The organism is Corynebacterium sp. MSK032 (assembly GCF_030232065.1).
Lineage (GTDB): Bacteria > Actinomycetota > Actinomycetes > Mycobacteriales > Mycobacteriaceae > Corynebacterium > Corynebacterium jeikeium_D.
Genome location: NZ_JASPJR010000015.1, coordinates 44,023 through 67,891 on the forward strand (window position 1 = coordinate 44,023; position 23,869 = coordinate 67,891).

Genomic DNA, 23,869 nt, shown 5'->3' on the forward strand with positions numbered 1-23,869 from the left:
GATTGACTTCTTGGGAGTTCCTCCGTGGGTAAACACTCTGCGTCGACTCTGACGCGGGACGCATCAGCTGAGCAGCCTGAACAGCCTGATCAGGCGAAAAAGAACAGCATGGTTCTCCCCGCAATTCTGGTGATTGTGGGTTTGCTTGTGATGCTGTACCCGGTTGTCTCCACGGCATTGAACAACTACGGCACTTCTAAGGCGGCCAAGGAGTTCGCCAAGCTGGAAAAGTCCGTACCCCAAGACGTTAAAGATGAACAGTGGGAGCGCGCGCACGCTTACAATGAGCGCCAAACCACCGGCCCGATTCTGGACCCGTGGCTTAACGAAGTTAATGACCACAACCCCGAGTACGCCGCTTATCTCGATCAGCTAAACGCTACCGACGTGATGGCGCGTCTGATTTTCCCAGAGATTCAGGCCGACCTGCCGATTTACCACGGCACCAGCGATGAGGTGCTCGCCAAGGGGCTCGGACACCTATACGGATCCGATCTTCCAGTCGGCGGTGTTGGAACCCACTCCATCATTACCGGTCACACCGGACTTACTAACGTAACGCTCTTCGATAACCTGCGGAAAGCAAAAGAGGGAGACGCCTTCTATATCCAGGTCGCAGGCCACAAGCTGAAGTACGAAATTGATCAAATCAAGGTTGTACTTCCGCATGAGACCGATGATCTTCGTCCCATTGAAGGCCAGGACTACATCACCCTCATCACTTGCACCCCTTACGGAATCAACACGCATCGTCTGCTAGTGCGTGGGCACCAAGTGCCGATGGATCCGTCGGAAAGCAATGTCTTCGACCAAACGCACGGAGCTGGATGGCAGTGGTGGATGTACGCCCTGCTCGTAGCGGTGTTTGTGCTTGGCACAGGCTTTGCGTGGTGGCTCTGGCGCCAACGCCTCGACGCCGACGAAGAGCTTGACGACGACGCCGAGAACGCGGACGTCGAGACTGCTGATGGCGACGCAGACAGCGATGAACTCGCTGACGGCAGCGAATCAGCGTCCGAGGATAATAACAACACTTCGTGGTGGGAAAACGACAATGAATAAATATTTGACATCCACCTGGAACCGGATAGCTGCGTTCTTAGCTGCCTGCGCTCTGGTTGCAGTGATGGGTGCAATCGGCGCGAATGACGCCAACGCGGCCAGGATTGTTGGACGCGTGGACGCTCCGGGCGTTTCAGCAACGAGCGGCACTGACATTGTGCGAATTACCTTGAGCCCAGGAAACCCGGACGATGATAATTCGTCGGCATCGGGCTCTATTTCTGGCGTGACCATTCATCTGGAACGTCTCAAGGGAATCTCGCCGGCGAGCCAGCAGGACCGCGAGAAGGTGGAAAACGCCACCGCAGCTGAGCTTGCCGAGTGGCCGAAAGACCTCCACTTCAGCCAGGTCACTGACGAAAACGGCTCTGTTAAATTCAGTGATTTGCCGGAGGGCATCTATCTTGTGACCTCGACGGCTCCGAATGACAGTTACCGGGAGATCAACTCCTTCTTGGTATCGGTGCCGTTCTACGGTGCGGGCTATGACTCCACGCCGGTAGAGGGCGTCATTGTGGCGAAGTCGCATAAGCCGGGGGAGACGCCACCACCGTCGACACCTCCAACGACGCCGCCGAAGACCCCACCAACGACGCCGCCGGCAACACCGCCTAAGACTCCACCGACGACGCCGGGCACATCGACTCCGCCGAAGACCCCGCCAACGACGCCGACAACACCGGGTGAACCGGGAACCTCGACGACCCCGTCGACTACCTCCACGCCACCTGATGAGCCGGGGACCTCGACACCTTCGGACTCTTCTGGATCCTCGTCGAGCTCCGGAAGCAGCGGAAGTTCCGGCTCGCTGGCGCTTACCGGTGTACAGGTGGCAGGGCTGGTAGCTCTCGCCGCAGCCCTGATTGGTGGAGGATTCGTCATTATCGCCGCTAGCAGGAAGAACTCAGAAAGTAGGAAGAACTAATGTTTTCGACAACATTCCGCTTGCCGGATTCACTGCGAACTGTGCTTCGCATGTTCTTGGCTGCTTTGCTAGCGGTAGCTCTCGTTGTCAGCGGTCAGGCGTTTGCGCCCAACGCGCCACAGGCGCAGGCACAGACGGAGGTTATTCCGACCACCCCGCCGAAGTATGAGTTTAAGAAGATCAAGGCGAAGCCAAATCCGGGCGACGCGAAGTTTGAGTTCACAGTTAATAGTGACGCGACGATTGACAGTCTCCAGTTCAATGTTGGCGGCTCGGAGTGGCTTCAAACTTATGAATTGAGCATTAATGGCAGGATGATTCCAGCTCAGTTCGACCAGAGTCGACCGCCTTATGAGGCGCGACGGGCACCGTTTGAAATTGTGCACAGTGGATTAAATCAAACGGTGAAAGCGGGCGATAAAATTAACTTAGAGTTATGGATCAATAATAGCGCAGCAACGGGCAGCGTATCTCTGACTCTTCGTGGCACTACCGCAGGTTCTACTGAGCCCACCAATCCAAGTCAGCCAACAGATCCGTCAACGGACCCGACGGAGCCTACCCAGCCGACAAATCCAACAGAGCCGACTGAGCCCACCGAGCCAGAGACCCCGGAGCCGGAACCGGAGCCGGGAACGATAACTCCAGCAGAACCGACTCTTGTCGACCCTGCAACTGCACCGGAGTGCGTGGAGAAGGCTTACATCAATATCCCGGACACCAAGGGAGTTGATTACTACCTCAACGCAAAAAAGGCGCCTGCCGGACCTCATGTGTATGAGCAGAACAAGCCAGGAACTGTCAAAGTCACTGCTGTAGCGCAGCCAGGTTTTAAGCTTGCTCCGAATGCGCGTACCGAGTGGACTTTCAATCTAAGTGGTGAAGTTAAAAACTGCTCAAATTCCTCCGAAGACCCCAAGCCACCGGCTGTCGAAGGGCGTCACTTTGACGCCATCGGTCACGAGTTTGCAGTTAAAGCTGACCCAGTAGATCCGAAGAAGCCCAATGCCTTTACGGCTAAGGTGACTGAGGAGTCTCACATGAAGTATGCAACGGTGCGTATCGAAACTGACGCGACTTTCTTGGATCCGCAGAAGTACAACCTCACGCTGGACCAAATTGAACCAGGTGTGACTTTGCTGAAGCGCAACGTCAACATCGGCAATGGGTTCATCACTATGGATGTCGTACCGGTAAAGGACGGCAAGCCGGTTGACTCTGCTCTCGTGCCTAAAGATGCAGTGTTTACCTTCACCAATAATCTTTCACAGAACAAGAACCTGAAGGTGACGCTCGATGTGTACGGAGAGAAAAAGAGCACACCAAAACCACCGGAGATTATCTCTCCGCCGGATGGAGCTCAGTGGGTTCACGGACGTGTCGCTAATCCGCCGATGCCGCAGCGCTGTGGCCTGCGCATTGCTGTGGTGGCCGACCTGTCCACCTCACTGAATTACGCTGATTCAAATGGCTTTACCGAGTCGAAGCGGGCGGCAAATGCTTTGATTGATTCGCTGGCTGGAACCCCTGCAGAACTGGGTATCTACAACTTCGCGGGTGGAGCGCCACGTGCTGCAAACGGCTCAACCTATGGGCAGAACCCTCCTTACATCTCGTTGCAATCAGAACAAGGTGTAAACCGGGCAAAGAGCATTGTCGCTAATTGGCAAGGCGACGGCTCGACCAACTGGGAGGCAGGCCTCAAGCAGGTCGCGGCAGGAAACTATGACGTGGTGTACTTCATCACCGACGGTATGCCGACATATTCCTCGAAAGCGCCCGGATTAAAACTTGGTGGCGAATTTGTTCAAGAATCCGCCCTTAACCAGGCAATTGATGCAGCTAATGAGCTGAAAGCGGCCGGAACTCGCATCGTCCCGATTATGGTCGACCTGACTGTAGGTGGAAAGTATGCTCAGCGCACAACTGTTACTCAGGATCTCGTACTAAAGAATGTACGTTGGTGGAAGAGTGGCACAAGCATTTCAGAGCCCGGACTTTATTGGCAGTTCACGAATAAGTACGTAGATGCAGCAAGTTATGTGGGCGATGATACTACTGCTAACTTCGAGATTGCGTATAAGAATGGTGGTTTCAAGGTTTGGGAGCGAACCCCACAAGGCAGGAATATCGAGATTACGCGTGATCAATCCAAGTGGACCTATGGTCCGCGTGGGGTCAAGACCATGGGTGAGGATATTTCTGGCACCGGTGACACCATCCGAGTCGAGCAGTACTCCAAGCTCGCCGCGCAGATGAAGCAGATTGGTGAACAACTTGCTTCTCGCTGTAACGGAGTTGTGAAGGTCAAGAAGCGCATTGTCGATGAAAACGGCAAGGTTCTCGAAGACGGTGCCCCTGGCTGGGAATTTACCCTTGCCGCAAATGACAATGTCATCGGCACCGGGTCCGGTCCGCTGGTCCATCAGTCGATGAAGGTGACCTCCGGATCCGAATCCGACAAGGGTACTGCATCGTGGAACATTGAAAGCGAACGTGAGCAATCGCTGGTTCTCACCGAAACGCAGAAGCAGGGCTACACCCTGTTCCGTCGCGGTGACACGTTAGATTCCACCGGTGATTTCAACGCGGTGTGTACTCAAACCCGAGGCGGGAAGACCTCACCACTGAAGGTCGAAAACGTCGGCGAGTTCGGCTTCCGGGTGAAGATGTCGGAATCCAATAAGGTCCTGTCTTCCATTTCCTGTGTAGTCGATAACTACGAAGCGCCGGACACCAAGCCAGGCAAGCTGACCTTGGAAAAGGCGGAATATGTCGATGGCGAAGGAGTCAAGGTTCTACCGGGGCTTGGTGGTGCGACTTTCGATATCTACCCCTCGGCAGGTGGTCAGCCGGATTTCAGCGGAGGACCGGTCTACACCATCACCCCAGATCAGAAGTCAATTGAGATTAACGAAACTGGTACTTTCTACCTGGTAGAGACTAAGTCGCCGGCAGGGCTTAGCCTGCTGCCAGAGCCAGTAGCTTTTGAAATCTCAGTTGACCAGGAGACTAAGGAGTACACCATCTCGGTGGTGGGTGGCAGTAGCCCGCTGATTAAGGCCGAAGGCTCCGGCGAGCTCATGATCATGCAGGTGACCGACACCAAGACCGGAACGCTACCAAAGACCGGTGGAAACGGAGTCCTGCTCTGGACGCTGTTCGGTGCGGTAATCGCAGCTTGCGGTTGGTTCTGGACTCGCCGCCAGCAGGCCTAATAACAAATAATGGGATCTGTGCAGTTGCCTGCACAGAACCCATTTGGCAGTAAAAGAACTAGGCTGGCTTCCCACCCATCAGGAAACCCTACATCACCAAACCCTCTTACCAGGGTGAGTTAGCAGTGATGTATGAGCCAAGCTGCTGCCCGTTCCCATCGATGATGTTCCAGGTAGTCGATACAACACCGACAGCGCCTCTTTCCGGGACCCATACTGGGCCACCGGAGTCGCCGCGTTGAGCGTGCACATTTTGAACCTGTAGAGCACTGTCCTCGGTTTGGTATGCCTCTCGGTCAGCGGCTAAACCGCAGGTCACTTTCCCCGTAGTGTTGCCGTATATGCAGACTGTCTCACCAGTTTGAACATCTGTTGGGGATATTATTGAGTCACCCGAATAGGAATTCTCACCGGCAATAGCGGGGTCATCAAGCGAAACAACTCCGATATCGTTTCCCGTATCTAGTGAATGGTCATAGGTGGGAGACGGTTGGAATACTCCAATTTTCTGAAAGGTCCCATCCGTCACCGTGTCTCCTTCTTGCCCACAATGACCTGCTGTGTAGATCTGAGAGTTACTTTTGTCGACGTAGCCAGCTGTACAGACACTGGCTTGTGGCCCATTAGCGTGAACGATAACAACTGGATCACCTTGGTTGATAGTGGCAGCGTAGGCCGGTAGTCCGGTTGTAGCCGTGATGATGGCAGTGACAGTGAAAATCCATGAAGGTCTATTCATGGGGAAATCTGCTCCTCAGTGAGTTGGTCGGTGGCGGCCCAAAAACTGGTTCTGGCGCTTCCAGGTCGCACATTGAAAAGCATTTCCTCTGGTTGGTTTTCCTAGAGGGCGAATACGAACGCGCATGGTAAGCGTCCAATCATCCTAAAGATGCGCAAAAACGAAGCTAATCTCGTCGAAAAAGATGGAACTTAAGCGTGCCGGGCAGTTTATATACCCGTTTCGTATCGCGAATATAAGGAAATGTATAAAACTATCAGTTAAGGCAGAACCTACGCTCAACTGAGCAATCATGTGCGATAGCGCTCCAAAAATGGGGTGGCAAAAAGGGCAACGCCTATCGGGGGAGCATGGCTAAACAGCTGCACTAACCAGCAGCAGAGTCGCCGCTGGCACTGTCGCCGTCGTCAAGCGCGGCAACCAAATCGTGGCGCGCACGAGTTCCAACCAGGGCCGGTACTAATCCAACGTCGAAATATGGAATAGTGCCGCAAATTGCACCTTGTTATACAAAGTTGTTGAATTTGTTAGCATTCTGCAGGCAAGTGGGGGCCGCTCGTAACATCAGAACCGTGAATGGCAGGTAAAAACTGCCGTCACGCAGGAGTAATCCAAAAATACAAAAATACCCGGAAGGCTGTGGGCAAAAACAAATCAAATCTGCGATCCGGTTATCTAAGAATTTTTTATAACGAAAGCCCTACTAGAGGGGGTCTCACGCAGCTATGTACTCCTAGTCGCACTGCAGATTGCCTGTGGCGGCTATAGCATCGGCATTGTCCAGACATTTCGTCTACAACACTGAGAACAGGAACGGCACATCATGGCTGACAACGCAAAGAACACTGCTAAGAACACCCCGGCAACTCAGGCTGGCTCGGACTCCGCGAATAAGGGAACCGGTCACGGCCACACTTCTATCGACGACAGCGTCGTCTCCAAGATTGCAGGCATCGCTACCCGCGAGGTCTCCGGTGTCTATGACCTTGGTGGTGGCATGGATCGCTTCGCTGGCTCCGTCCGTGAGTTTGTCTCCGGCGGCAGCGCCAACGTGTCCCAGGGAATTGCCGTTGAGGTCGGCGAGCGCCAGGCTGCAGTCGACGTCACCATCATCGCTGAGTACGGCGTTGCCATCCACGAGCTGGCAGAGGCTATCCGCCAGAACGTCATTAGCTCCGTTGAGCGTATGACCGGCCTCGAGGTCACTGAAGTCAATGTCGACGTATCCGATGTTCACACCGACTACCAGACCCCGCAGGAGCGCGAAGAAGAGGCCGCTAAGCAGCGCGAAGAGCAGCGCAAGGCCATCGCAGCTGCTAACGAGCCCAAGGAGCAGCCACGCGTCCAGTAGTTAACAACTATTGCGCGTCGAAGCAGGGCAGGATGGGCAGTTAAGCCCGTATAAAGGGGAATTTCATGTTCGATAATTACACAAAGACTTTCGCGACGATTGCCGTTGTCCTGTGCTTCGCCGCAATGATTGGTGGTTTCACGGGCTTTCTTGCGGTTATTGCCTTCGGAGGTCTGGCCGGTGCAGCCGGTGCGGTACTCGATGGCAAAATCGATGCGCCAGAGCTCAACCGTAAGTTCAACCGAGGAGGCCGCCGACGGTGACTATCCACGTTCCAGCAACGCGTGGCACTACCGTCGTAAGCGAAAAGGCGATCCGCCGCATCGTAGAGATGGCCGTGCGCGCGGTTCCCGGCACCCTCGACCAATCCCGTGTGCTAGGGCGCGACTATCCAATTGTCTCTATCGACAGTGAGATTGCTCCTAGTTCTGCCACGACCAATGCCGTTAGTGCAGTTCGAGTCGCAGTTCGCGCCGTTGCATCATGGCCGGCACCGACAGCGGAAATTGCAGTGCGCATTCGTTCAAGCGTCGCCGCCTGGCTCGCTGATATGGCCGGTTTTGAAAATGTCACCGTCGATGTTGACATCGACAGCGTCGAACCCGGGCACGTGCGTGTCACCCGGCAGGACTTAGCGCACTTTTCGGATCACCCGCAGTTGACACCTGTCCGGGTGAACCAGCAGGTAGTGACCGCCCCGCAGGTGCGGTGGGTCCCAGAAGTGCGGTCCATCGCCGTGCCGACGCCGCAGCCGGTGCGCAGTATTTCAGTACCGCAGCCACAGTTAGTGCGTAGCATTCAGCCGGTGACACCGCAGCCGGTACGCAGTATTTCAGTGCCGCAGCCACAGGCAGTACGCAGCATTACTCCGTCGCGCCCAGAACGAGTACGCAGCGTCCCAGCACCTGCTCCACAACCGGTACGCTCGGTTATAGCGCCGAAGCCGCTACCAGCTGTAGCTATTAAGGCACCGAAGCCGCAACCGGCCCGTCGCATTGTTGTGCCACGGCCGCTGCCAGTGGCTCGCACCTCGGCACCGAAGCCGGTACAGGTGCGTCGCACACCAACTCCACGGCCAATTCATCTGCGAAAGGTTACAGCACCAAAGCCGTCGTCCTTGGTACAGGTGAGTGTCCCCCGGCAACCAAAGCTGCGTCCGGTACGAGTGCCGTCGCCACGCACAATTAACGTTAAGACGCCACGACCAGCGCTACTACGGCCGGTTAAAGTGCCGCGTCCAACCCGGTTGAAACAGGTTCGCGCACCACGACAGGAGCAGCTGCGCCCGGTATCCGTGCCACAACCACGTACCGTGGTGGTAAGCACGCCAGAGCCGCGCCCACTGAAAAAGATTGAGGTGACACCCTATGACGCCGACTGAGAGGTCATCGGCCGCGGTGGTCTCGGACGAGTCAGTCGAAACTCGCCAGGGACGTGACCCGCGTCAATCACCAAAGGTCCGCGGGCTGGGGGTTTTCGCCGGTCTGTTGATGATTGCAGCGGCCATAGTCGCAGGTAGAGAAGCAATCATTAGCGCCAATAGCTCAGGTGACACCTCATGGTTACAACCGGTATTCGACTGGTTCAGCAACCCACAGGGCTCAGCCGCGTCATGGGTGTTGCTCCTCGTCGGAATCCTCGCTGCAATCTATGGGCTGGGACAGCTCATCGCGGTGTTTCTTCCCGCCCCGCGCCGGTATGTACGCGTCGATGACGATGGCAACCTGCCAGTTTGGATGCATGAGTCTGACTACCAAGAAATCCAGAATGGCACGGCACTTGCTTCCGGAACTCACGGCGGATACGAAGGTGATGACAAGTGAAAACATCAGTAAGCGTATTCGACCGAATTGTGTTGTTCCTCTTCTCAGCGCTGTTACTACTGGTAGCAACATGGGCGATTGCTAGCTACTTCGATGTCGCTCCTGCACAGTGGCTTCATGACACCGGGCGGATGGAATCCTGGGGAAAAATACCTGAGCAAAGCTGGTATGTTCCCGTCCTCGGTGTAATTACAGCGATTCTAGCGGTGGTCGGCTGCAGCTTGGTGGTCGCTAATCTGCGATCACACCGGTTCAGCACGGTTTCCGCATCCGAATCACAGGAAAAGTTAGGAGAGATTTCGCTGCCGGTCGCCGATGTTGCCGATGCGGTGTGCACCGATCTAGAGCGCAACGCCCACATCAACCAGGCGGATTCACGGGTCTACCGGGATAATGGAATCCCGACGTTAGAAGTGACTGTGGCGATGCCGCCGCAGGCGAGCCTCCCCGCCGTTGTAGCTGCCCTGAAAAACGCGGAGCGTGAAATGCGTGATGCCCTCGGCCATGCGGATATTGCCTCGACCTACAAAATCGAACTGGACCGTTAGTTAGCCTCGCGGGAGAGACAACCTACAACGGCTAGCTACGTCCTCTGGCTGGAACGGGCCTAAACAGCTGTAGAGTCGCCGTTGACACTGTCGCCGTCGCCAAGTGCGGCAACCAAATCGCGGCGCGCACGGGCGACGCGTGAGCGAATAGTGCCCACGCGACAACCTGCGATCTCCGCGGCCTCCGCGTAGGAGTAACCCAGCACCTGCGTCAGAATGAGTGCCTCGCGGCGTTCCTCCGGCAGCTGCTCCAGTAGCACGCGGGCATCAGCGAGCTCAGACCACGACTCGCCGGTTGTGAACTGCTCGGCAGCGTTTTCTACTTCCATCGCGGACTTCTTCGGGCGTGCCGAATCATGGCGGACCGAATCCACCCACACGCGCCGGGCCAGCGACAACAGCCACGTGCGGGCAGAAGAACGCGCCGCAAAGCGGGGAAGTGCCCCCATCACGCGCAGGTACGTCTCCTGCGTTAAATCATCCGCAGCATCAACGCCGCCCAGATGTGCGACCAGACGCCACACGTCCTTCTGGGTCAGCCGCACGAACTCCGTCAGCGCAGCCTGATCACCGCGGCCGGCTTTCAGCGCCAGCTGCGTGATGTATTCGTCATTAGAGACGAGGCGTGCGGGAGTCATGGACATAGCTTAGCAACTTAAAACCTAAAGATAATTCGCCTGGCTGTACGTGGCCTCACCTGCAAAAAGCAGGCGGCGACGCAGCCAGGCGAACTAGGGCCTGAAATGCTAGAAGCGGATGGCGTCGATGGGCTTGACGCGGACGGCAATAGTGGCGGGGATGATGCCCGCCAAGGCACCCACTAATGTTGCGACCAGCACGCCAATCACAGCGGCCGTGACGGGGTAGGCCACGGCACCGGTCTCCAGCGGCAACGCCAGCATCTTATCCAGCGGCAGCTGCTTGACCGTGATGATCGAGGCAATCACGCCAACCACACCCGCCACCGTCGTGGCGACAATCGACTCCAAGAACACAGAGATAAAGATCCTGCCTGCCGACGCGCCCATTGCGCGACGAATACCAATCTCACGGACGCGGTGGCCAATGGTGACGATTGAGACCGTGAGCAGCCCCAATGCGCCAAGCGCAATCACAATGCCGCCGATAATGCCGAGCGCAGTGGTGATGGTGTTATTCATCTCCTGGGAAATCTGCGTGTCCTTCTCCGACAGGGAGGTATTCACCTTCCAGCTGGGGCCAAGCTCCGCCTGGAAAATGTTGTGCAGCGCTTTCTGGTTCTCCTTCGCGGATTCTTCAGGCGTTGCGACGAGAAGTTGCGGCTCACCCACCTGTCCCTCGTAGCCGGCGTTGAGGAAGGAATCATAGTGCGTGACAATGCTCGGGGCGTCCCACGATCCGAGGGATTTATACACTCCCACCACGGTGAAGGTGGTGTTACCCGTTTCCTTCAACCTGAAGGTTGGATGGTCGGCTAGTGCTGGGTTGCCCAGACTTTCGTAGAACTGGTCGTTGACCACTACGGGGTTCATCAAGCGCTGGCCATCGGCATCTTCCAAACGGCGTCCCTGCACGATGGTGCGGGCGTAGATGTCGAACCAGCCTGGGTCAGCGGCGATCAGCTCGGGAGTACCTGGCGAAAAACACTCGTAATCATCCGGAGCGCAGTCATCCATATTTTGCTCGGGAGTCGCTGGCTGCATGCGAACTCGTGACCACAAGTTGGCATGGGTGGTCTCCACCAGGCGGTGTGTGGCAGTGGAAAAGGCGTCATTGATAGACCCGTCCGGGTTGATGACGCTCAAATCGTCCGGCCCGTTTCCGCCGGTGCCCTCGCCGCCGAAGCTTCCAAAGCTATCGGCCATGGTGCCAGCGCTGCCGTCACCGCTGAAGCCGCCGTCGCCAAAGTTACCGCCTTCCTCGGAATCGGAACTACCCGCTCCGGCAGTCAACGTGACCGTTCCGGCGACACCCGTGCTCTGTGCGGTGACCGCATCCTGAGAGCTGGTGAGAATATTGCCAAGTGCAATCACTGTGGTCATCGCCCACACTGCGGCGGCCACACTGACCAGCGACAGCATGATGCGGCCACGGTTAATGCGCAGCTCATGCCAGGCTTCCAGCAGAGCGCCGAGATAAGGCGTTGCTGCGTAGAAGAAGGAAGGCCGTGACTTCGATTCGGTTTCATTATTCGTCGTCATCAGCAACCTCCTCGGAGCCGTGCATGACGTTGGCAGCAGATAGCAGGACGGAGTCGGCGTGCAACTGACCGTCGCGAAGCTCAAGCACCCGATCGCCGCGCTCGGCGACCTCTAAATCGTGCGTAATCAGAATCAACGCAGCGTTGTTTTCCGCCGCGACTTCTTCGAGCAAATTCATGACGATCTTGCCGGTGTCGACATCGAGCGCACCGGTGGGCTCATCGGCAAGAATGAGTTGCGGTTGGCGCACGAGCGCGCGGGCAATAGCCACACGCTGCTGTTCACCACCGGAAAGCTGCGAAGGCGTGGCCTCTAGGCGATCGCCCAGGCCGACGCGCTCCAGCATCGCGGCGGCGAGCTCGGTGCGATTCCAGAACTTCTCACCTCGGTCGTACATCAGCGGAACCTCGACGTTTTCCAGCGTGGTGCGGGAGGGGAAGAGGTTGAACTGCTGGAAGACGAATCCCAAATTATCGCCACGAAGTGCAGCGCGTTTCCTGTCCGACAAAGTGGAAATATCAGTGCCGTCGAACGTGTACGTGCCAGAATCCGGCAAATCGAGCATGCCAATGATGTTCAGCAGCGTTGACTTACCCGAACCGGACTGGCCGACAATGCTGAGGTGCTCACCGCGTGGCACGTCGAGGTCGATGCCTTTCAAAATAGGCAGCTCCTCGCCGTTGGGGAGCGTCACTGTTCGAGTGACTGCGGTCAAACTAAGCATGGCGCGGGCCTACTTTTCAGAGCCAGCGTCATCGCCGGACTCATCGAAGCCGGTGTCGCTGCCATCACCAGCGCCAGTGCCGGTGTCAGTGCCGTCGCCGGCGGAATCGTCCTTGTAGGAAGGCGCGTACTCCAAAACCTGCTGGCCTTCCTTCAGGCCGCGCTTGATCTCAATGAAAGTGCCATCGTTGGCGCCCAGTTCAACCTTGATTTTGGTGGGCTTGCCGCCATCCTTAGCCGGAGCGTAGACGACACCTTCGCGGAAGCGTCCCTCCACCGCGGTCACCGGCAGTGCCGGGACCTCCGAGGTGGTGCCGCTGCCAAGAATCAGCGTGGCAGGAACACCTTCGTAGACGGTCTGATCTGCGGGAATGTCACAGCGCAGCTGTGGGCCGCCCGAGGAATTTCCAGCAGCGGTGGCGCCCATGCCAGCGCCATCCCCGGCGCCAGTGTTCTGCGAGCCCGCGCTACTTCCAGTGACAGTCTTCACCGAATCACACAAAAACGGTGCCGGGCCATCGGTGATAGCGAGGCGGCCATTGTTAATCGAGTCTCCCAGCGTGTACAGCTGGCTCGGTTTAATAGGTGCTACGGCGTGGAAGCTGTTCGGCGAAATCGTGCCAATTTCCTGGCCGATCTCAACCGTCTGGCCGATGACGATATCCCACTGCACAGTGCCGGAAGCCTTAGCGGTGATGTTGCCCCAGGTCACGGTAGTTTCGGGTGCGGCGGCTGCGGCGCCTTCTTCATCGGAATCCGCGCCGCCGGAGGTGCTGGCAGTCTCAGATACCGAGGTCTTCTTCACCTGAAGCAGGTTTTGCCCCTCTACGGCGTTGCCGCCGCTGTTGACATAGGCGTCAGTGATTTCACCGGAAGCGTTGGCGCGGATCACGGTGGGCTCGTCCGGGACGATGGTGGCAGACAGCTTCTGCGTGTTATTGATCCGCTGAGGGGATAGCTCCGTGGTGGGCTGGGAGAAATCACCGGTTGCTTGCGCATAGTCCTCGTCGTTAGCGGGGAAGAATGCGATCTTGAGAAGCGCAACGGTCGCCAGCAACGCCAGCGTGTACTTGAAGACTGTGAGCGCTTTCGCGCCCCTCCCTTGTTTTTTCATGTCTGCAGAAGTATCCGATCAGAATCCAAATTGACAGCGTGGTACGCGAGAAATCCTACCCTCAACGCCTGTGGGCAGTGGTAGTGCTGGCTATACCTTTTATTCACCGCTGATAGGCATTGCTTGAAAACGCAGTAAGTGCTTTTCGACGGTCATTGTGTGCGGTTTTCGTGGAGGAAATTCTGCCCTTTTGGGGTCGGTTGTTTGTCGCTGATACAGCGAACCTAATCGGACTAATGATTAAGTCCGCATATCAATCGCGGACAACTAATAGGAACAATATGAAACTTCGTGTAGGGTGGAAAACGTCAGGGCATGTTGTGACTGTTATCTAGCCCTTGTCTTTAGGAGGAAACGCCCCCATGTCGAATCTCTATGAAGGCTCCAATGGTCCGACCACTCGTCTCAACGGTGCGCCGGTTCCTACAGAGCAGCACTCGCAAACCAACGGCCTACAGGGAGGTATTAACCTCCACGACGTCCACCTGCTGGAAAAACTCGCGCACTTCAACCGTGAGCGCATTCCGGAGCGCGTTGTTCACGCTAAGGGCGCAGGTGCTTTCGGTGAGCTGACCGTCACCGAGGATGTCTCCAAGTACACCAAGGCTGCCGTCTTCCAGCCGAACACTGTCACTCCGATGCTGGCGCGATTCTCCACTGTCGCTGGTGAGCAGGGCTCCCCGGATGGTTGGCGTGACGTGCGTGGCTTTTCGCTGAAGTTCTATACCGAAGAGGGCAACCTCGACATCGTGGGCAACAACACTCCAGTGTTCTTCATCCGCGATGGCATTAAGTTCCCGGACTTCATCCACTCTCAGAAGCGCCTGCCGGATACGGGCCTGCGCGATGCCAATATGCAGTGGGATTTCTGGACTGCCTCTCCGGAGTCCGCTCACCAGGTCACCTACTTGATGGGTGACCGTGGTATTCCGAAGGACTTCCGTCATATGGACGGCTTCGGTTCCCACACCTACCAGTGGATTAACGCTGAAGGTGAGCGTTTCTGGGTTAAGTACCACTTTAAGACTCGCCAGGGCTGGGACTTCCTGACGGATGATGAGGCCGCTGAGCTGGTAGGCGAAAACACCGACCACGCTCGCCAGGATCTCTTCGAGGCGATTGAGCGCGGCGACTACCCAACCTGGGACGTCAAGGTGCAGATCATGCCTTACGACGAGGCCGCCAGTTACAAGGTGAACCCGTTCGACCTGACCAAGACCTGGTCTCAGAAGGACTACCCGCTGATTCCGGTCGGCCACTTCACTCTGAACCGCAATCCGGGCAACTTCTTTGCTGAGGTTGAGCAGGCCGCTTTCGCACCGTCGAATACGGTCCCGGGTGTCGGCTTCTCGCCGGACAAGATGCTGCTGGCGCGTGTGTTCTCCTACGCTGATGCGCACCGCTACCGTCTTGGCGTCAACAGCGATCAGCTGCCGGTGAACCAGTCTCGCTGCCCAGTGAATTCCTTCTCGCAGGATGGTGCGGCCACGTACTACTACTCGGATCCGAAGTTGCCGGTTCACGGCTCCAACGCCACTGCTCGCGGTCCGGAGGCCGATACTGCGGCTGCAGCTAAGGCTGCTGGTTGCCCAGTGCGCTCCGGTCACGCCGGCCAGATCGATGCTGGTGCCTTTGGTCAGTGGGAGAGCGTGGGCGAAGAGTTCTACGCTGGCGCCTACGTGCAGCACCCTGAGGATGATGACTTCTCGCAGCCAGGCGACCTTGTTCGCAACGTGATGGACGATGCCGAGCGCGATCGCTTGGCAAACAACATCGTCGGTGCCATGCAGGGTGTTTCCCCAGAGGTGGAGCAGCGTGTCTACCAGTACTGGACCAACGTTGATTCCTGGCTCGGTGCCGAGGTGGAAAAGCGCTTTAAGGCAACGAAGTAAAGCAACCGCGTAGGGCTGTGCAGTAAAACCGCAGAGTAGAGCTGCACAGTCACGCGGTAGATCAAAGTAAATAGAAAAGCGTTAGCCCTGCAAATGGTTGAACCATCTGCAGGGCTAACGCTTTATTTAAAACTTCTGTCTGTGCATGACAGCCACGGCTTTGTGGTTGCCTGCACGCCGGCCCGGTTTGGGCGGCTAAGGAACAACCCTAAGTGTGAGCTGTTTTAGGCACCGATGCCCGGCAGGCTCGGGGAGCCGCTGAAAAGCGACTTCGGAGCAGCTGCAGCCTCGTCGGCTTCTTCGGCGGACTCGGACACCTCTCGACCCTGTTCGGCAGCGTCGGAGACACTATCAGCCTCAACGCCGGAGACGTGGGTGGAGTTGTCGTTGTGGGTGGACTGATCGTTCGTGATGTTGATGTCCATGAAGTCGCGGCCGAACGGAGCGTTCCAGTCACCGGTTTCCAGGAGGGTCAGGTCACCATCGATGGTCGGGTTAATCTCGAAGGTGACGTTGACGGTCGGGCCGGAAGGCATTGCTTCCAGAACCTCAACGATAGGAGTGACGTCCATTTTTGGTGTTCCTTTTAGACAGTAACGAAATGAAGAATATCGGTTTTAACTGAACAATAAACCGCAGTCTTTTTTTAGAGACTGGCGGTTTATTGTGTCAAGGATTGGCGGAGCTATTGTCCTGCCATGAAGCCCAGGAGCTTACTTGGCGCCGATGCCAGAGATGCTCGGGTTCAGGAAGTCGAACTTACGCTGGTCGGACTTGTCGACGGTGGTCTCCGGGTTCAGGAAGTCGGAAACCTCGACGTCGTGGGAGTCGTGGGTGGAGTGGTCGTCGGTGACGGAGATGTCCAGGAAGTCGTTACCGAACGGCAGGTTCAGGTCGCCACCGACGTTAGCGAAGTTGACGTCGTTGCCAGCCAGCTGCTCGAAAGCCGGCAGCGGGCTCTCGACGGTGACGGCCGGAAGGGCTTCGAGGATGGTTGCGATATCTTCTGCGGAGCAGGACATGAGAAAATCCTTAGGTTCTCGGGGGTAAAGATTTTGAGTCGCTCTTGGCGAACTCACAGAAATTAAGTTAACCGATGGGGCAAGGGGCTGCAATGAAAAAATAAGTGCCTCGATCCGCTTCCGGTCGGTTGTGCCCCCTGAATCTCGCTCAAATTCGCCTAAAAATATTGGAAAGAGGGCGGTTTTGAGTCGGTCGGGACGACTCCGGCCTCTGCCTGAATATCGGATGACAAGAGTGTTGTTTTCTTAAAATTTACCGGAATTGCATTGATTGTTTTGTTCTTGGTGTCGCAAAGGTGCAGGCAAACGGCGAATTCATCAAAAATGATAACTAAGGTGTCCCTAAGTAAGGAAAACCAAAGCTTAGTTAACGGCAAAAACTGCCACTCAATTTAGGGGCATAAACGAGGTTAACGAGCGGGCCATAGCCTATGAGAGGTACGTCACATTATGGGAGGCTAAAAGTGTGGGGAAATATACCCCCTTTTGGGTAGGTCGGGTGGCCTAAAGGAGGTATTGGAGCGCGCTGAGGGGTCGCTGTGAAACTGGCCGCTAACGGTGTGTTCAGGACGTTTCCCGCGCCGCTAGCTACCGCTCCGGCACGAAGTCCTCAGCGGAGCCGTCACGGGCACCCAGCACCGCGCGTCCAAGTACTTCGGAGGCGACGGTAGCGACGACCAGAACAGCAACAATGGCCAGAATGGCCGTGAGGGTTTTGCCCCACGTCAGATTGCCCTGGTCGGCCTCTAAGACCAAGTTGGCAATCACCAGCGCGGGGATGCCCACCATGATTCCGGCCGAAAGCTGGTTCAACCGGCTCAGGGCATCTTTAGAGCGCCACATGGCCACACCCGCCAGAAGCAGGTACAAAGATCCACCAATGACCAGCACGGCAAACAAGATAGTTACAAGGATTGAAGCGATACTCATAGTGCGATTCGTCCTTAATCGGTCTTAGCGGCGGCCACGGGAAATAACTCGGGCCAGGCCCACGGTCGACAAAATGCCAAGTAAGCCCGCCAGCATTGCAATATCGAAAGTAATGGCCGTAGTCCGCAGCATGGCAGTTGTGAGGAACACTCCCACCATGGGGTAGAAGGCGGCGTCGGAAAGCACTGCGCGTGAGACATTGCCCTTGACCCGGAAGATCAGCACCACGCCCACAAGCAGCGCCACTGAACACAGAGCAATGCCAATGCCGCTAATTACCTGTACTGCGGTGGGATCGATCAATGTGTCATTCATGAGCGTGCTCCTTTGTCTTCGCCATTGGAGGCAATGCCATCCGGCAGTGGCAGACCATGGTCGACCTCAGCGGCAACACCGACGACGGCATCCGGGTCAATGAACTGGTCTGCGTTGTATTCCTCGAAGACGAAAGCCTTCGGGCGGGGGACATCGCGGAGGCTGGGGACGAGGTGCTCCTCCATGTCGTAGAGGGAGTCGTACAGCGCGTCCAGGTCGGCACCGAAGATTGCGTGGATGATGAACAACCGCCCCGCATCGGTTTCACGGACGCCGCAGACCAGCGTGCCCGGGGTCATGGTGATGGACTCGGCAAAGAGAGTGACCTCAAGGTCAGACTTCACACGCAGCGGCAGTCCAATGAGCACCGGCTGCTGCTTCTGGTGCGGGCGCAGAGTATCGAGCACCACGTCCGTCGCAGCTACAACAACCTGCCAGACCAGCCAGAGGGAATAGCGGATAACGTGTAGAAACTTCATCAGTAAATACCTCCGATGGCGTTTTCAACTCCGCCGAGTGTGGCCTCGCGGTAGCCATCAATATTCAGCAGCGCATCGGCCGCGCCGGTGGTCGCCCAAGTGACGGCGCCGACCGCGACGAACATGGCCACGGAAACAATTGCCAGCATGGCGGACGGCGCAACCAGCGTTCCCGGAACACGAACCGAATCATCCACGCCCTGCATGGGTCGGCCCCAGAAGACCGCGCGCCACAGGCGAATCATGGCCAGCAGCGAGCCCAGTGAGGCAACGATGATTGCGGTGATCGCAACAATCGAGCGAGCATCGCCAGTGGCGGCAGAGGCAAAGACAATGCCCACCTTGCCCCACACGCCGGAAAACGGTGGGAAGCCCACAATGGAGAAGCTCATTGCCGCCATCACCCAGGCAACCGCTTGGTCGCGGCGAGCAAGCCCCGAAAGCCTAGAGAGCGTACCCGTACCGTAGGTCTCTTCCACCGCGCCGGAGCCCAGAATGAGGGCGCCGACAGTCACCATGTGGTGGATTGCGTAGAAAATACCCGCAGCCAGGGCAGCCTTGGCGCTGCCCCCGTCGTTAGCGTCCGTGAACGCCAACACGATCAGAATGAACGGCATACCCGTGACCATCTGGTAGGCCAGCACCTCACGCATGGTGTTCTCCGCGAGACCAGCAAACGCGCCGACCAGCATCGAGATCGCCATGATGATAATGATCGGCCAGTGCCAGGAGGGATTCATGCCCACAATCACGACGTAAATGCGGAAGAGCATGTACACCGCAACCTTCGTGTGCACCGCAGAGAACAGTGCCATCACCGCAGGGCTTGTCGACGGGTACGTCCTCGGCAGCCATGTGTGCGCCGGAACCAAACCAGCCTTCACACATAGTGCGATGATGACAATGCCCAGCGCGACCACACCCGTGCCGCCGGGGCCGCCCTCGCTGGCCATGTCGGCCAGCATTGCGATGTTCACATTGCCCGCCGAGCCGTAAATCAGCGCGACACCAATCAGCAGCACCGTGGAGGTCAAGAGGTTGACCAGCACGAAGTTACGACCAGCAGCCAGGCGGTGCCAGGTACCGGTGACCGCAATCAGGCCGTAGGAGGGCAGCAGCATGACCTCCATGAACACGAAGAAGTTGAACAGGTCGGCAGTCAGGAAAGCACCCGACATGCCGGACAGCATCATCAGCGTCAGGGAAGGGAAGAAACGAGAGGTGTTTTCACCCGCGACGTGGGCGAACCAGTTACCGATGGCAACCACAGCGGCAGCCACACCGAGCATCAGCATGGAGAACGTGTCCGCCAGGAAAGGAATCGAGATACCACCGGGGAACGCGCCCACGCCGTGGCCGACCGGGCCGTTTTCAGTGACGTAGAACATCACCCAAAATGCAGCCAGCGACGATAGGGCCGGAACGGCGATGCCCATCGTCGCGCGCATCCACAGCTTCGGCAGGATGGCTGTGACTGCCGACAAAATCAGCGGCAGTGCCGCAAACAGTGGCAGTAGCGAAGACAGAGTTGAAGGGGACATTGCAGAGGTCATTGCAGAGGCTTCTACCATTTCTCGTCACCGCCGAAAGGAGTCTCGCGCGGGAACTTGTTCGGAGCCGAAGAGACCCCTGGGGTACCGGTGACCGTGGAGTCCGAGTCCGCCGGAACATTCTTACCCGCACGACGACCAGCCGTCGACAGCTGTCGCATAGCCTCGCGATCCTCATGGATACGGGTATCGTCGTCACGGCCCAAACCAGCCAGTGCCAGCATGAACGCGGTCACAGCCATGGTGATCACGATGGCCGTCAGCACGAATGCCTGCGGCAACGGGTCAGCCATCTGCTCGGCAGCGCCAGCGCCCGCAGTGGCCTCGTTGCCCAGCAGCGGCTCGCCGCGCCAGGCGCCGACACCCGTGGACAAGATAATCAGGTTAGCGGCATGGGAAATCAGAGTCATACCGATAATGGTGCGCAGCATGCCGCGCTGTAGCACCAGGTACGTGCCACCGCCAGCGAGGACGGCAGCCATGATGGCGATAATCACTTCTTGGCCTCCTCAACGGTGGCATGAGCTGGGGCGGGGGCTGGAGCGCTCTCCGCTTCTGAGGCGAACACGCCCATCTCCGGCGGCACCCGCAAGCTTGAGCGGTCTGAGTAGAGATCCTGCATCACATCGTCCGACCCGGTCACACCAGGACGGTTCGGGCCGCCCAGGAGATTCAGCGCGGTTGCCACAATGCCGATGACGGCCAGGTACACGCCGACGTCGAAAAGCAATGCCGTGGTGAGGTGCTGACCCAGGAACTCGCCGTACAGCGGTGCCAAGAACGACCCCTTGGCGAAACCGATGAAGCCCGTGCCGATAGCCGTGATGACACCCGCAGCGCTGAGCACTGCCGGGATCTTCTCGCCAAAGACCAGCTCGTCGCGGTCCTTGGACAGGTAAATCAGCATGACGGCAGCGGCGCCAATCAGCGCCGCGTTGAAGCCGCCGCCCGGAGCGGTACCGCCGCGGTAGAGAACCACAGCGGACAGGGCGAACAGAAGCGGAGCCAACCAGCGGACCAGCCAACGCATCATGATGGAGTTCAGAGCGGGCTCCGCAAGCGGGGAAGGCTGATCGAGCAGGTGCGGGAAGCGAGGCATAGACGTGACAACCGCCGCCATCGCGACACCCGCCATACCGAGAACCGCCAGCTCACCCATGGTATCGAAAGCACGGAACTCAACCAGGATCACATTGACAATGTTGGTCTCGCCCGTGACCTTCTCAGTGTTATCGATGTACCACTGCGCGACCTCAGGCATCTGACGACGGCCAGTGAGGAACCACACCGCGCCGAACGTAGCCAAGCCCACGGCAACTGCCACAACCGCCGCCGAGGCACGGCGGTTCTTCGAGGTCTCAGAGAACGCACGCGGCTGGAAGCGCAGCACCAGCATCATCAGCACGACAGTCAGGATTTCCACCATGAACTGCGTCAATGCCACATCCGGTGCGCCCAGCAGGAGAATCTGCAGCGTGACACCAACACCGGTGACGCCGAGCAGCACAGCCGCCTGCAAACGGTTCTTCGCCCGAAGCGTGGCCCACACGCCAATCACGACAACAACCAGCGGAATCAGATCGGTCAGGTGATCGATGCCGTCGATCTTCGGCAGCACCGGAGCGCCCCCGACACCCGGAGCGATTGCAATAACCAGGGCGTACACCGCGAGCAAACCAAGCAGCGGCAACAGGTGACGCGATGGCTGATGCGAACGCGCCACCTTGCCCATCGCGCGCCCCACACGCTGCGAGACGCTCAGCGACGCGTTGATTGCCTCCACACCAGTGAACGGGAAGAGCTTGCGGTCTGCCATGACGGCGCCTACGCGGGCACGAGTGAAGATGAAGCCCACGCCGACAGCCAGCACAACCACAGAGATGATCAGCGGCACATTCACGCCGTGCCACAGGCTCAAGTGCGATTCCTGAGTCGTGCCAGCCGGAAGCTGACCGACCGTATCGGCCACGCGGTCCAGCGGGCGGTTCAAAATAGCGCCGGCAGCGAAGGCGGCTGGAAGGCTAAGCACGCCAGGGATGGCAGCCGGGAGCCACAGCGAAATTGGAGCCTCAGTGATGTGGTCCACGTTGCGCGGACCATCCACAAATGCACCGAACACCAAACGTGCCGAGTACGCGAAAGTACCAATCGCACCAATCGCCGCCACCGTCAGCAGAATGACGACACCGGTGTTGCTGAGCGGCGCACCTTCGAATGCGGTCAGCATGCCTTCCTTCGACATGAAGCCGAAGAACGGCGGAATTGCCGCCATCGATGCCGCACCGAAAATCATCGAGCCAAAGCTCCACGGCATCTGCTTCCACAGCGGACCGAGGCGACGAATATCGCGCGTGCCTGCCTGGTGATCAACCACACCAGCCATCATGAACAGCGAAGACTTAAACATCGCGTGCGCAATGGTGTGCACAACCGCAGCCATAATCGCGAACTTCGTGCCCACACCAATCGTGGCGACAATCCAACCCAACTGCGAGACCGTCGAGTACGCAATCAGCTTCTTCAGGTCAGTCTGCTGCAGCGCAAAGTAGGCCGTGGCAACAGCCGTCCACATACCCATGACGATCAGCAGCAACTGCCACACGCGCACGTCCGCGAAGACCGTGGAAAAACGCATCAGCAGGTAAACGCCTGCCTTGACGACGGCCGCAGCGTGCAAGAAAGCCGAGACGGGAGTTGCCGCCGCCATGGCCTCTGGAAGCCAGGCGTGGAAGGGGAACTGAGCTGCCTTCGTGAAAGCGCCCAGGGCCACCAGCGCGGCAATGAGGCTGCGCGCTGCCGGGTTGGCCTCCCACTCAGGCGAAGCCAAAACCTCGGTGAGATTCGTGGAACCGGTTAGCCACACCGCACCGCCGAGGGCGGCCAGAAGCAGCAGGCCACCGGTGAAGGTCAGCAGGAGTGTGCGCAACGAGCCCAGCTCGCCCGACGAGCCCGACCTCGCAATGAGCAGGAACGACGCCATCGAGACCAGTTCCCACCCGATGAAGAGGAGCATGATGTCGTCGGCAAGCACGAGGAGCAAAACCGCCAGCATGAACGCCGTCATCAGGACGTAGAAGCTCATCGCGGATTTCTTCGGCGGCAAATACGCGGTGGAGTAGATGAAGACTATCGAGCCCACCAACAGCGCCAAGAAGCTGAACACCATGGAGAGGGGATCGAGCTTCAGCGCAAACGCCGCGTTCAGTTCCGGGGACCAGACGCGGGACCAGGTGAAGGTGGTGCCGTCGAGAATATCGCCCGTTACACGCGAAAGCTGGACCACCGACGCGAGAAAAAACGCGACGATGGGCCAGCCTGCGTGACGACCAAGGAGCTTCACAAACAGCGGGGTCAGCGCCAGGGCAACCGCGACCAACAGCGGGACCGAAAGGAGGGTCAGGCTGTTGGCGGAGGTTTGGGCTGCTTGGGTGGCTTGGACTGCTTGAGCTGCTTGAGCTGCGAGCGTTGTTGCGTGCTCTGCGGAGCTGCTTGCTTGGGGGGTAATCGTTGCCGGGGCAGAAAGAATGGAATCTAAAGAATTCAATGTTGCCGATACGCCGCCGGACGCAAACTCAGAAGCCAATGTCTGGTCTGGTGGTGCGGTCGCCGACGGCGGACTGGCTGTAAAGGGGCTGGCTGATGCCAGAGCTGTTGCCAGGTGCGTCACTTGGGGGCTACTTTCACATTGCTGTTAAAAAGGTTCGTACTTCTACAGACTAACAGCCACGAAAATGCTCCACGCGGGGTGAAAGGGGCATTTGGGGGAGCGGGGAAAGTCTCTGTGGATCCAGTAGTGAAAATACATAGGAACGAGTGATGAACGGGGCGTCGGTGGGAGTTACTGACTGCGTTTATGTCTGGTGACGTTGGATTGATCCGAGTTACTGACTAGGTTTATGACAAAAATGGCCCGAAAAATGGCTGGTAGGTTCAGGCGGTGAATGCATCACCACTTTCGACCAGGAGAAGTAGTGAAGCAAACCCGCCGAACGAAATAC

Annotated in this window: 22 protein-coding genes; 9 read left to right on the top strand and 13 right to left on the bottom strand. The window is 57.7% G+C overall.

The genetic code is table 11. The features are described 5' to 3' along the window. The first annotated feature begins 48 nt into the window (after positions 1–48). Genes QP995_RS09210 through QP995_RS09220 form a run of 3 tightly spaced genes read left to right on the top strand, consistent with a single transcriptional unit; the run spans position 49 to position 5,205 of the window. Positions 49–1,062, top strand: coding sequence for a class C sortase (locus tag QP995_RS09210; protein WP_222865148.1), 1,014 nt, complete (start codon positions 49–51; stop codon positions 1,060–1,062). Next, positions 1,055–1,987 (top strand): isopeptide-forming domain-containing protein, encoded by a 933-nt coding sequence (locus QP995_RS09215; RefSeq protein ID WP_180950674.1) that lies wholly within the window; start codon positions 1,055–1,057, stop codon positions 1,985–1,987. Before QP995_RS09210 ends, QP995_RS09215 begins: the two co-directional genes overlap by 8 nt. Then, positions 1,987–5,205, top strand: coding sequence for an LPXTG cell wall anchor domain-containing protein (locus tag QP995_RS09220; protein WP_070827620.1), 3,219 nt, complete (start codon positions 1,987–1,989; stop codon positions 5,203–5,205). The genes QP995_RS09215 and QP995_RS09220 overlap by 1 nt, the downstream gene beginning before the upstream one ends. Before the next feature lie 106 nt (positions 5,206–5,311). Here QP995_RS09220 and QP995_RS09225 read toward each other — a convergent pair whose 3' ends face one another. Further along, positions 5,312–5,944, bottom strand: coding sequence for a trypsin-like serine protease (locus tag QP995_RS09225; RefSeq protein WP_070827622.1), 633 nt, complete (start codon positions 5,942–5,944; stop codon positions 5,312–5,314). A gap of 823 nt (positions 5,945–6,767) precedes the next feature. On the opposite strand from QP995_RS09225, the gene QP995_RS09230 reads away from it, so the two are divergent. The 5 genes from QP995_RS09230 to QP995_RS09250 all read left to right on the top strand — a co-directional run bounded on the left by QP995_RS09230 (position 6,768) and on the right by QP995_RS09250 (position 9,666). After that, positions 6,768–7,295, top strand: a complete 528-nt coding sequence (locus QP995_RS09230) for an Asp23/Gls24 family envelope stress response protein (RefSeq protein WP_016421902.1) — start codon at positions 6,768–6,770, stop codon at positions 7,293–7,295. A gap of 65 nt (positions 7,296–7,360) precedes the next feature. Then, on the top strand, positions 7,361–7,558 hold the full coding sequence (locus tag QP995_RS09235; protein WP_005511694.1) for a hypothetical protein: 198 nt from the start codon (positions 7,361–7,363) through the stop codon (positions 7,556–7,558). Beyond that, on the top strand, positions 7,555–8,676 hold the full coding sequence (locus QP995_RS09240; RefSeq protein ID WP_284853141.1) for a hypothetical protein: 1,122 nt from the start codon (positions 7,555–7,557) through the stop codon (positions 8,674–8,676). Before QP995_RS09235 ends, QP995_RS09240 begins: the two co-directional genes overlap by 4 nt. Beyond that, positions 8,663–9,118, top strand: coding sequence for a hypothetical protein (locus QP995_RS09245; protein WP_070566798.1), 456 nt, complete (start codon positions 8,663–8,665; stop codon positions 9,116–9,118). The genes QP995_RS09240 and QP995_RS09245 overlap by 14 nt, the downstream gene beginning before the upstream one ends. Then, entirely contained in the window at positions 9,115–9,666 is a 552-nt protein-coding gene (locus QP995_RS09250; RefSeq protein ID WP_038627393.1) for a hypothetical protein, read from the top strand. The genes QP995_RS09245 and QP995_RS09250 overlap by 4 nt, the downstream gene beginning before the upstream one ends. Positions 9,667–9,725: 59 nt before the next feature. Here QP995_RS09250 and QP995_RS09255 read toward each other — a convergent pair whose 3' ends face one another. The 4 genes from QP995_RS09255 to QP995_RS09270 all read right to left on the bottom strand — a co-directional run bounded on the left by QP995_RS09255 (position 9,726) and on the right by QP995_RS09270 (position 13,683). After that, on the bottom strand, positions 9,726–10,310 hold the full coding sequence (locus tag QP995_RS09255) for an RNA polymerase sigma factor (RefSeq protein ID WP_239272436.1): 585 nt from the start codon (positions 10,308–10,310) through the stop codon (positions 9,726–9,728). 102 nt (positions 10,311–10,412) lie between these two features. Continuing rightward, on the bottom strand, positions 10,413–11,846 hold the full coding sequence (locus QP995_RS09260) for an ABC transporter permease (protein ID WP_284853142.1): 1,434 nt from the start codon (positions 11,844–11,846) through the stop codon (positions 10,413–10,415). Beyond that, on the bottom strand, positions 11,833–12,570 hold the full coding sequence (locus tag QP995_RS09265) for an ABC transporter ATP-binding protein (protein ID WP_070767447.1): 738 nt from the start codon (positions 12,568–12,570) through the stop codon (positions 11,833–11,835). The genes QP995_RS09260 and QP995_RS09265 overlap by 14 nt, the downstream gene beginning before the upstream one ends. Before the next feature lie 9 nt (positions 12,571–12,579). After that, complete coding sequence (locus QP995_RS09270; protein ID WP_284853143.1) at positions 12,580–13,683, bottom strand: efflux RND transporter periplasmic adaptor subunit; 1,104 nt, start codon at positions 13,681–13,683, stop codon at positions 12,580–12,582. Positions 13,684–14,045: 362 nt separating this feature from the next. On the opposite strand from QP995_RS09270, the gene QP995_RS09275 reads away from it, so the two are divergent. Further along, the gene (locus QP995_RS09275) at positions 14,046–15,575 is read left to right on the top strand and encodes a catalase (RefSeq protein WP_284853144.1); all 1,530 of its coding nucleotides are present in this window, start codon (positions 14,046–14,048) and stop codon (positions 15,573–15,575) included. A 224-nt stretch (positions 15,576–15,799) separates the two neighbouring features. Here QP995_RS09275 and QP995_RS09280 read toward each other — a convergent pair whose 3' ends face one another. The 8 genes from QP995_RS09280 to QP995_RS09315 all read right to left on the bottom strand — a co-directional run bounded on the left by QP995_RS09280 (position 15,800) and on the right by QP995_RS09315 (position 23,271). Beyond that, complete coding sequence (locus QP995_RS09280; RefSeq protein ID WP_049192922.1) at positions 15,800–16,147, bottom strand: hypothetical protein; 348 nt, start codon at positions 16,145–16,147, stop codon at positions 15,800–15,802. 141 nt (positions 16,148–16,288) lie between these two features. Further along, complete coding sequence (locus tag QP995_RS09285) at positions 16,289–16,597, bottom strand: hypothetical protein (protein WP_016421913.1); 309 nt, start codon at positions 16,595–16,597, stop codon at positions 16,289–16,291. A 588-nt stretch (positions 16,598–17,185) separates the two neighbouring features. Then, entirely contained in the window at positions 17,186–17,527 is a 342-nt protein-coding gene (locus QP995_RS09290) for a monovalent cation/H(+) antiporter subunit G (RefSeq protein WP_284853145.1), read from the bottom strand. A 24-nt stretch (positions 17,528–17,551) separates the two neighbouring features. Continuing rightward, positions 17,552–17,842 carry a monovalent cation/H+ antiporter complex subunit F gene (locus tag QP995_RS09295; RefSeq protein WP_005511667.1) on the bottom strand — a complete coding sequence of 97 codons (291 nt, stop codon included), beginning with the start codon at positions 17,840–17,842 and terminating at the stop codon, positions 17,552–17,554. Beyond that, complete coding sequence (locus QP995_RS09300) at positions 17,839–18,321, bottom strand: Na+/H+ antiporter subunit E (RefSeq protein ID WP_284853146.1); 483 nt, start codon at positions 18,319–18,321, stop codon at positions 17,839–17,841. Before QP995_RS09300 ends, QP995_RS09295 begins: the two co-directional genes overlap by 4 nt. After that, positions 18,321–19,892, bottom strand: a complete 1,572-nt coding sequence (locus QP995_RS09305) for a monovalent cation/H+ antiporter subunit D family protein (protein ID WP_083706858.1) — start codon at positions 19,890–19,892, stop codon at positions 18,321–18,323. The genes QP995_RS09300 and QP995_RS09305 overlap by 1 nt, the downstream gene beginning before the upstream one ends. Then, positions 19,886–20,368, bottom strand: a complete 483-nt coding sequence (locus QP995_RS09310) for a sodium:proton antiporter (protein WP_038627412.1) — start codon at positions 20,366–20,368, stop codon at positions 19,886–19,888. Before QP995_RS09310 ends, QP995_RS09305 begins: the two co-directional genes overlap by 7 nt. Then, the gene (locus tag QP995_RS09315) at positions 20,365–23,271 is read right to left on the bottom strand and encodes a DUF4040 family protein (RefSeq protein WP_370449396.1); all 2,907 of its coding nucleotides are present in this window, start codon (positions 23,269–23,271) and stop codon (positions 20,365–20,367) included. The genes QP995_RS09310 and QP995_RS09315 overlap by 4 nt, the downstream gene beginning before the upstream one ends. Positions 23,272–23,869 lie beyond the last annotated feature (598 nt).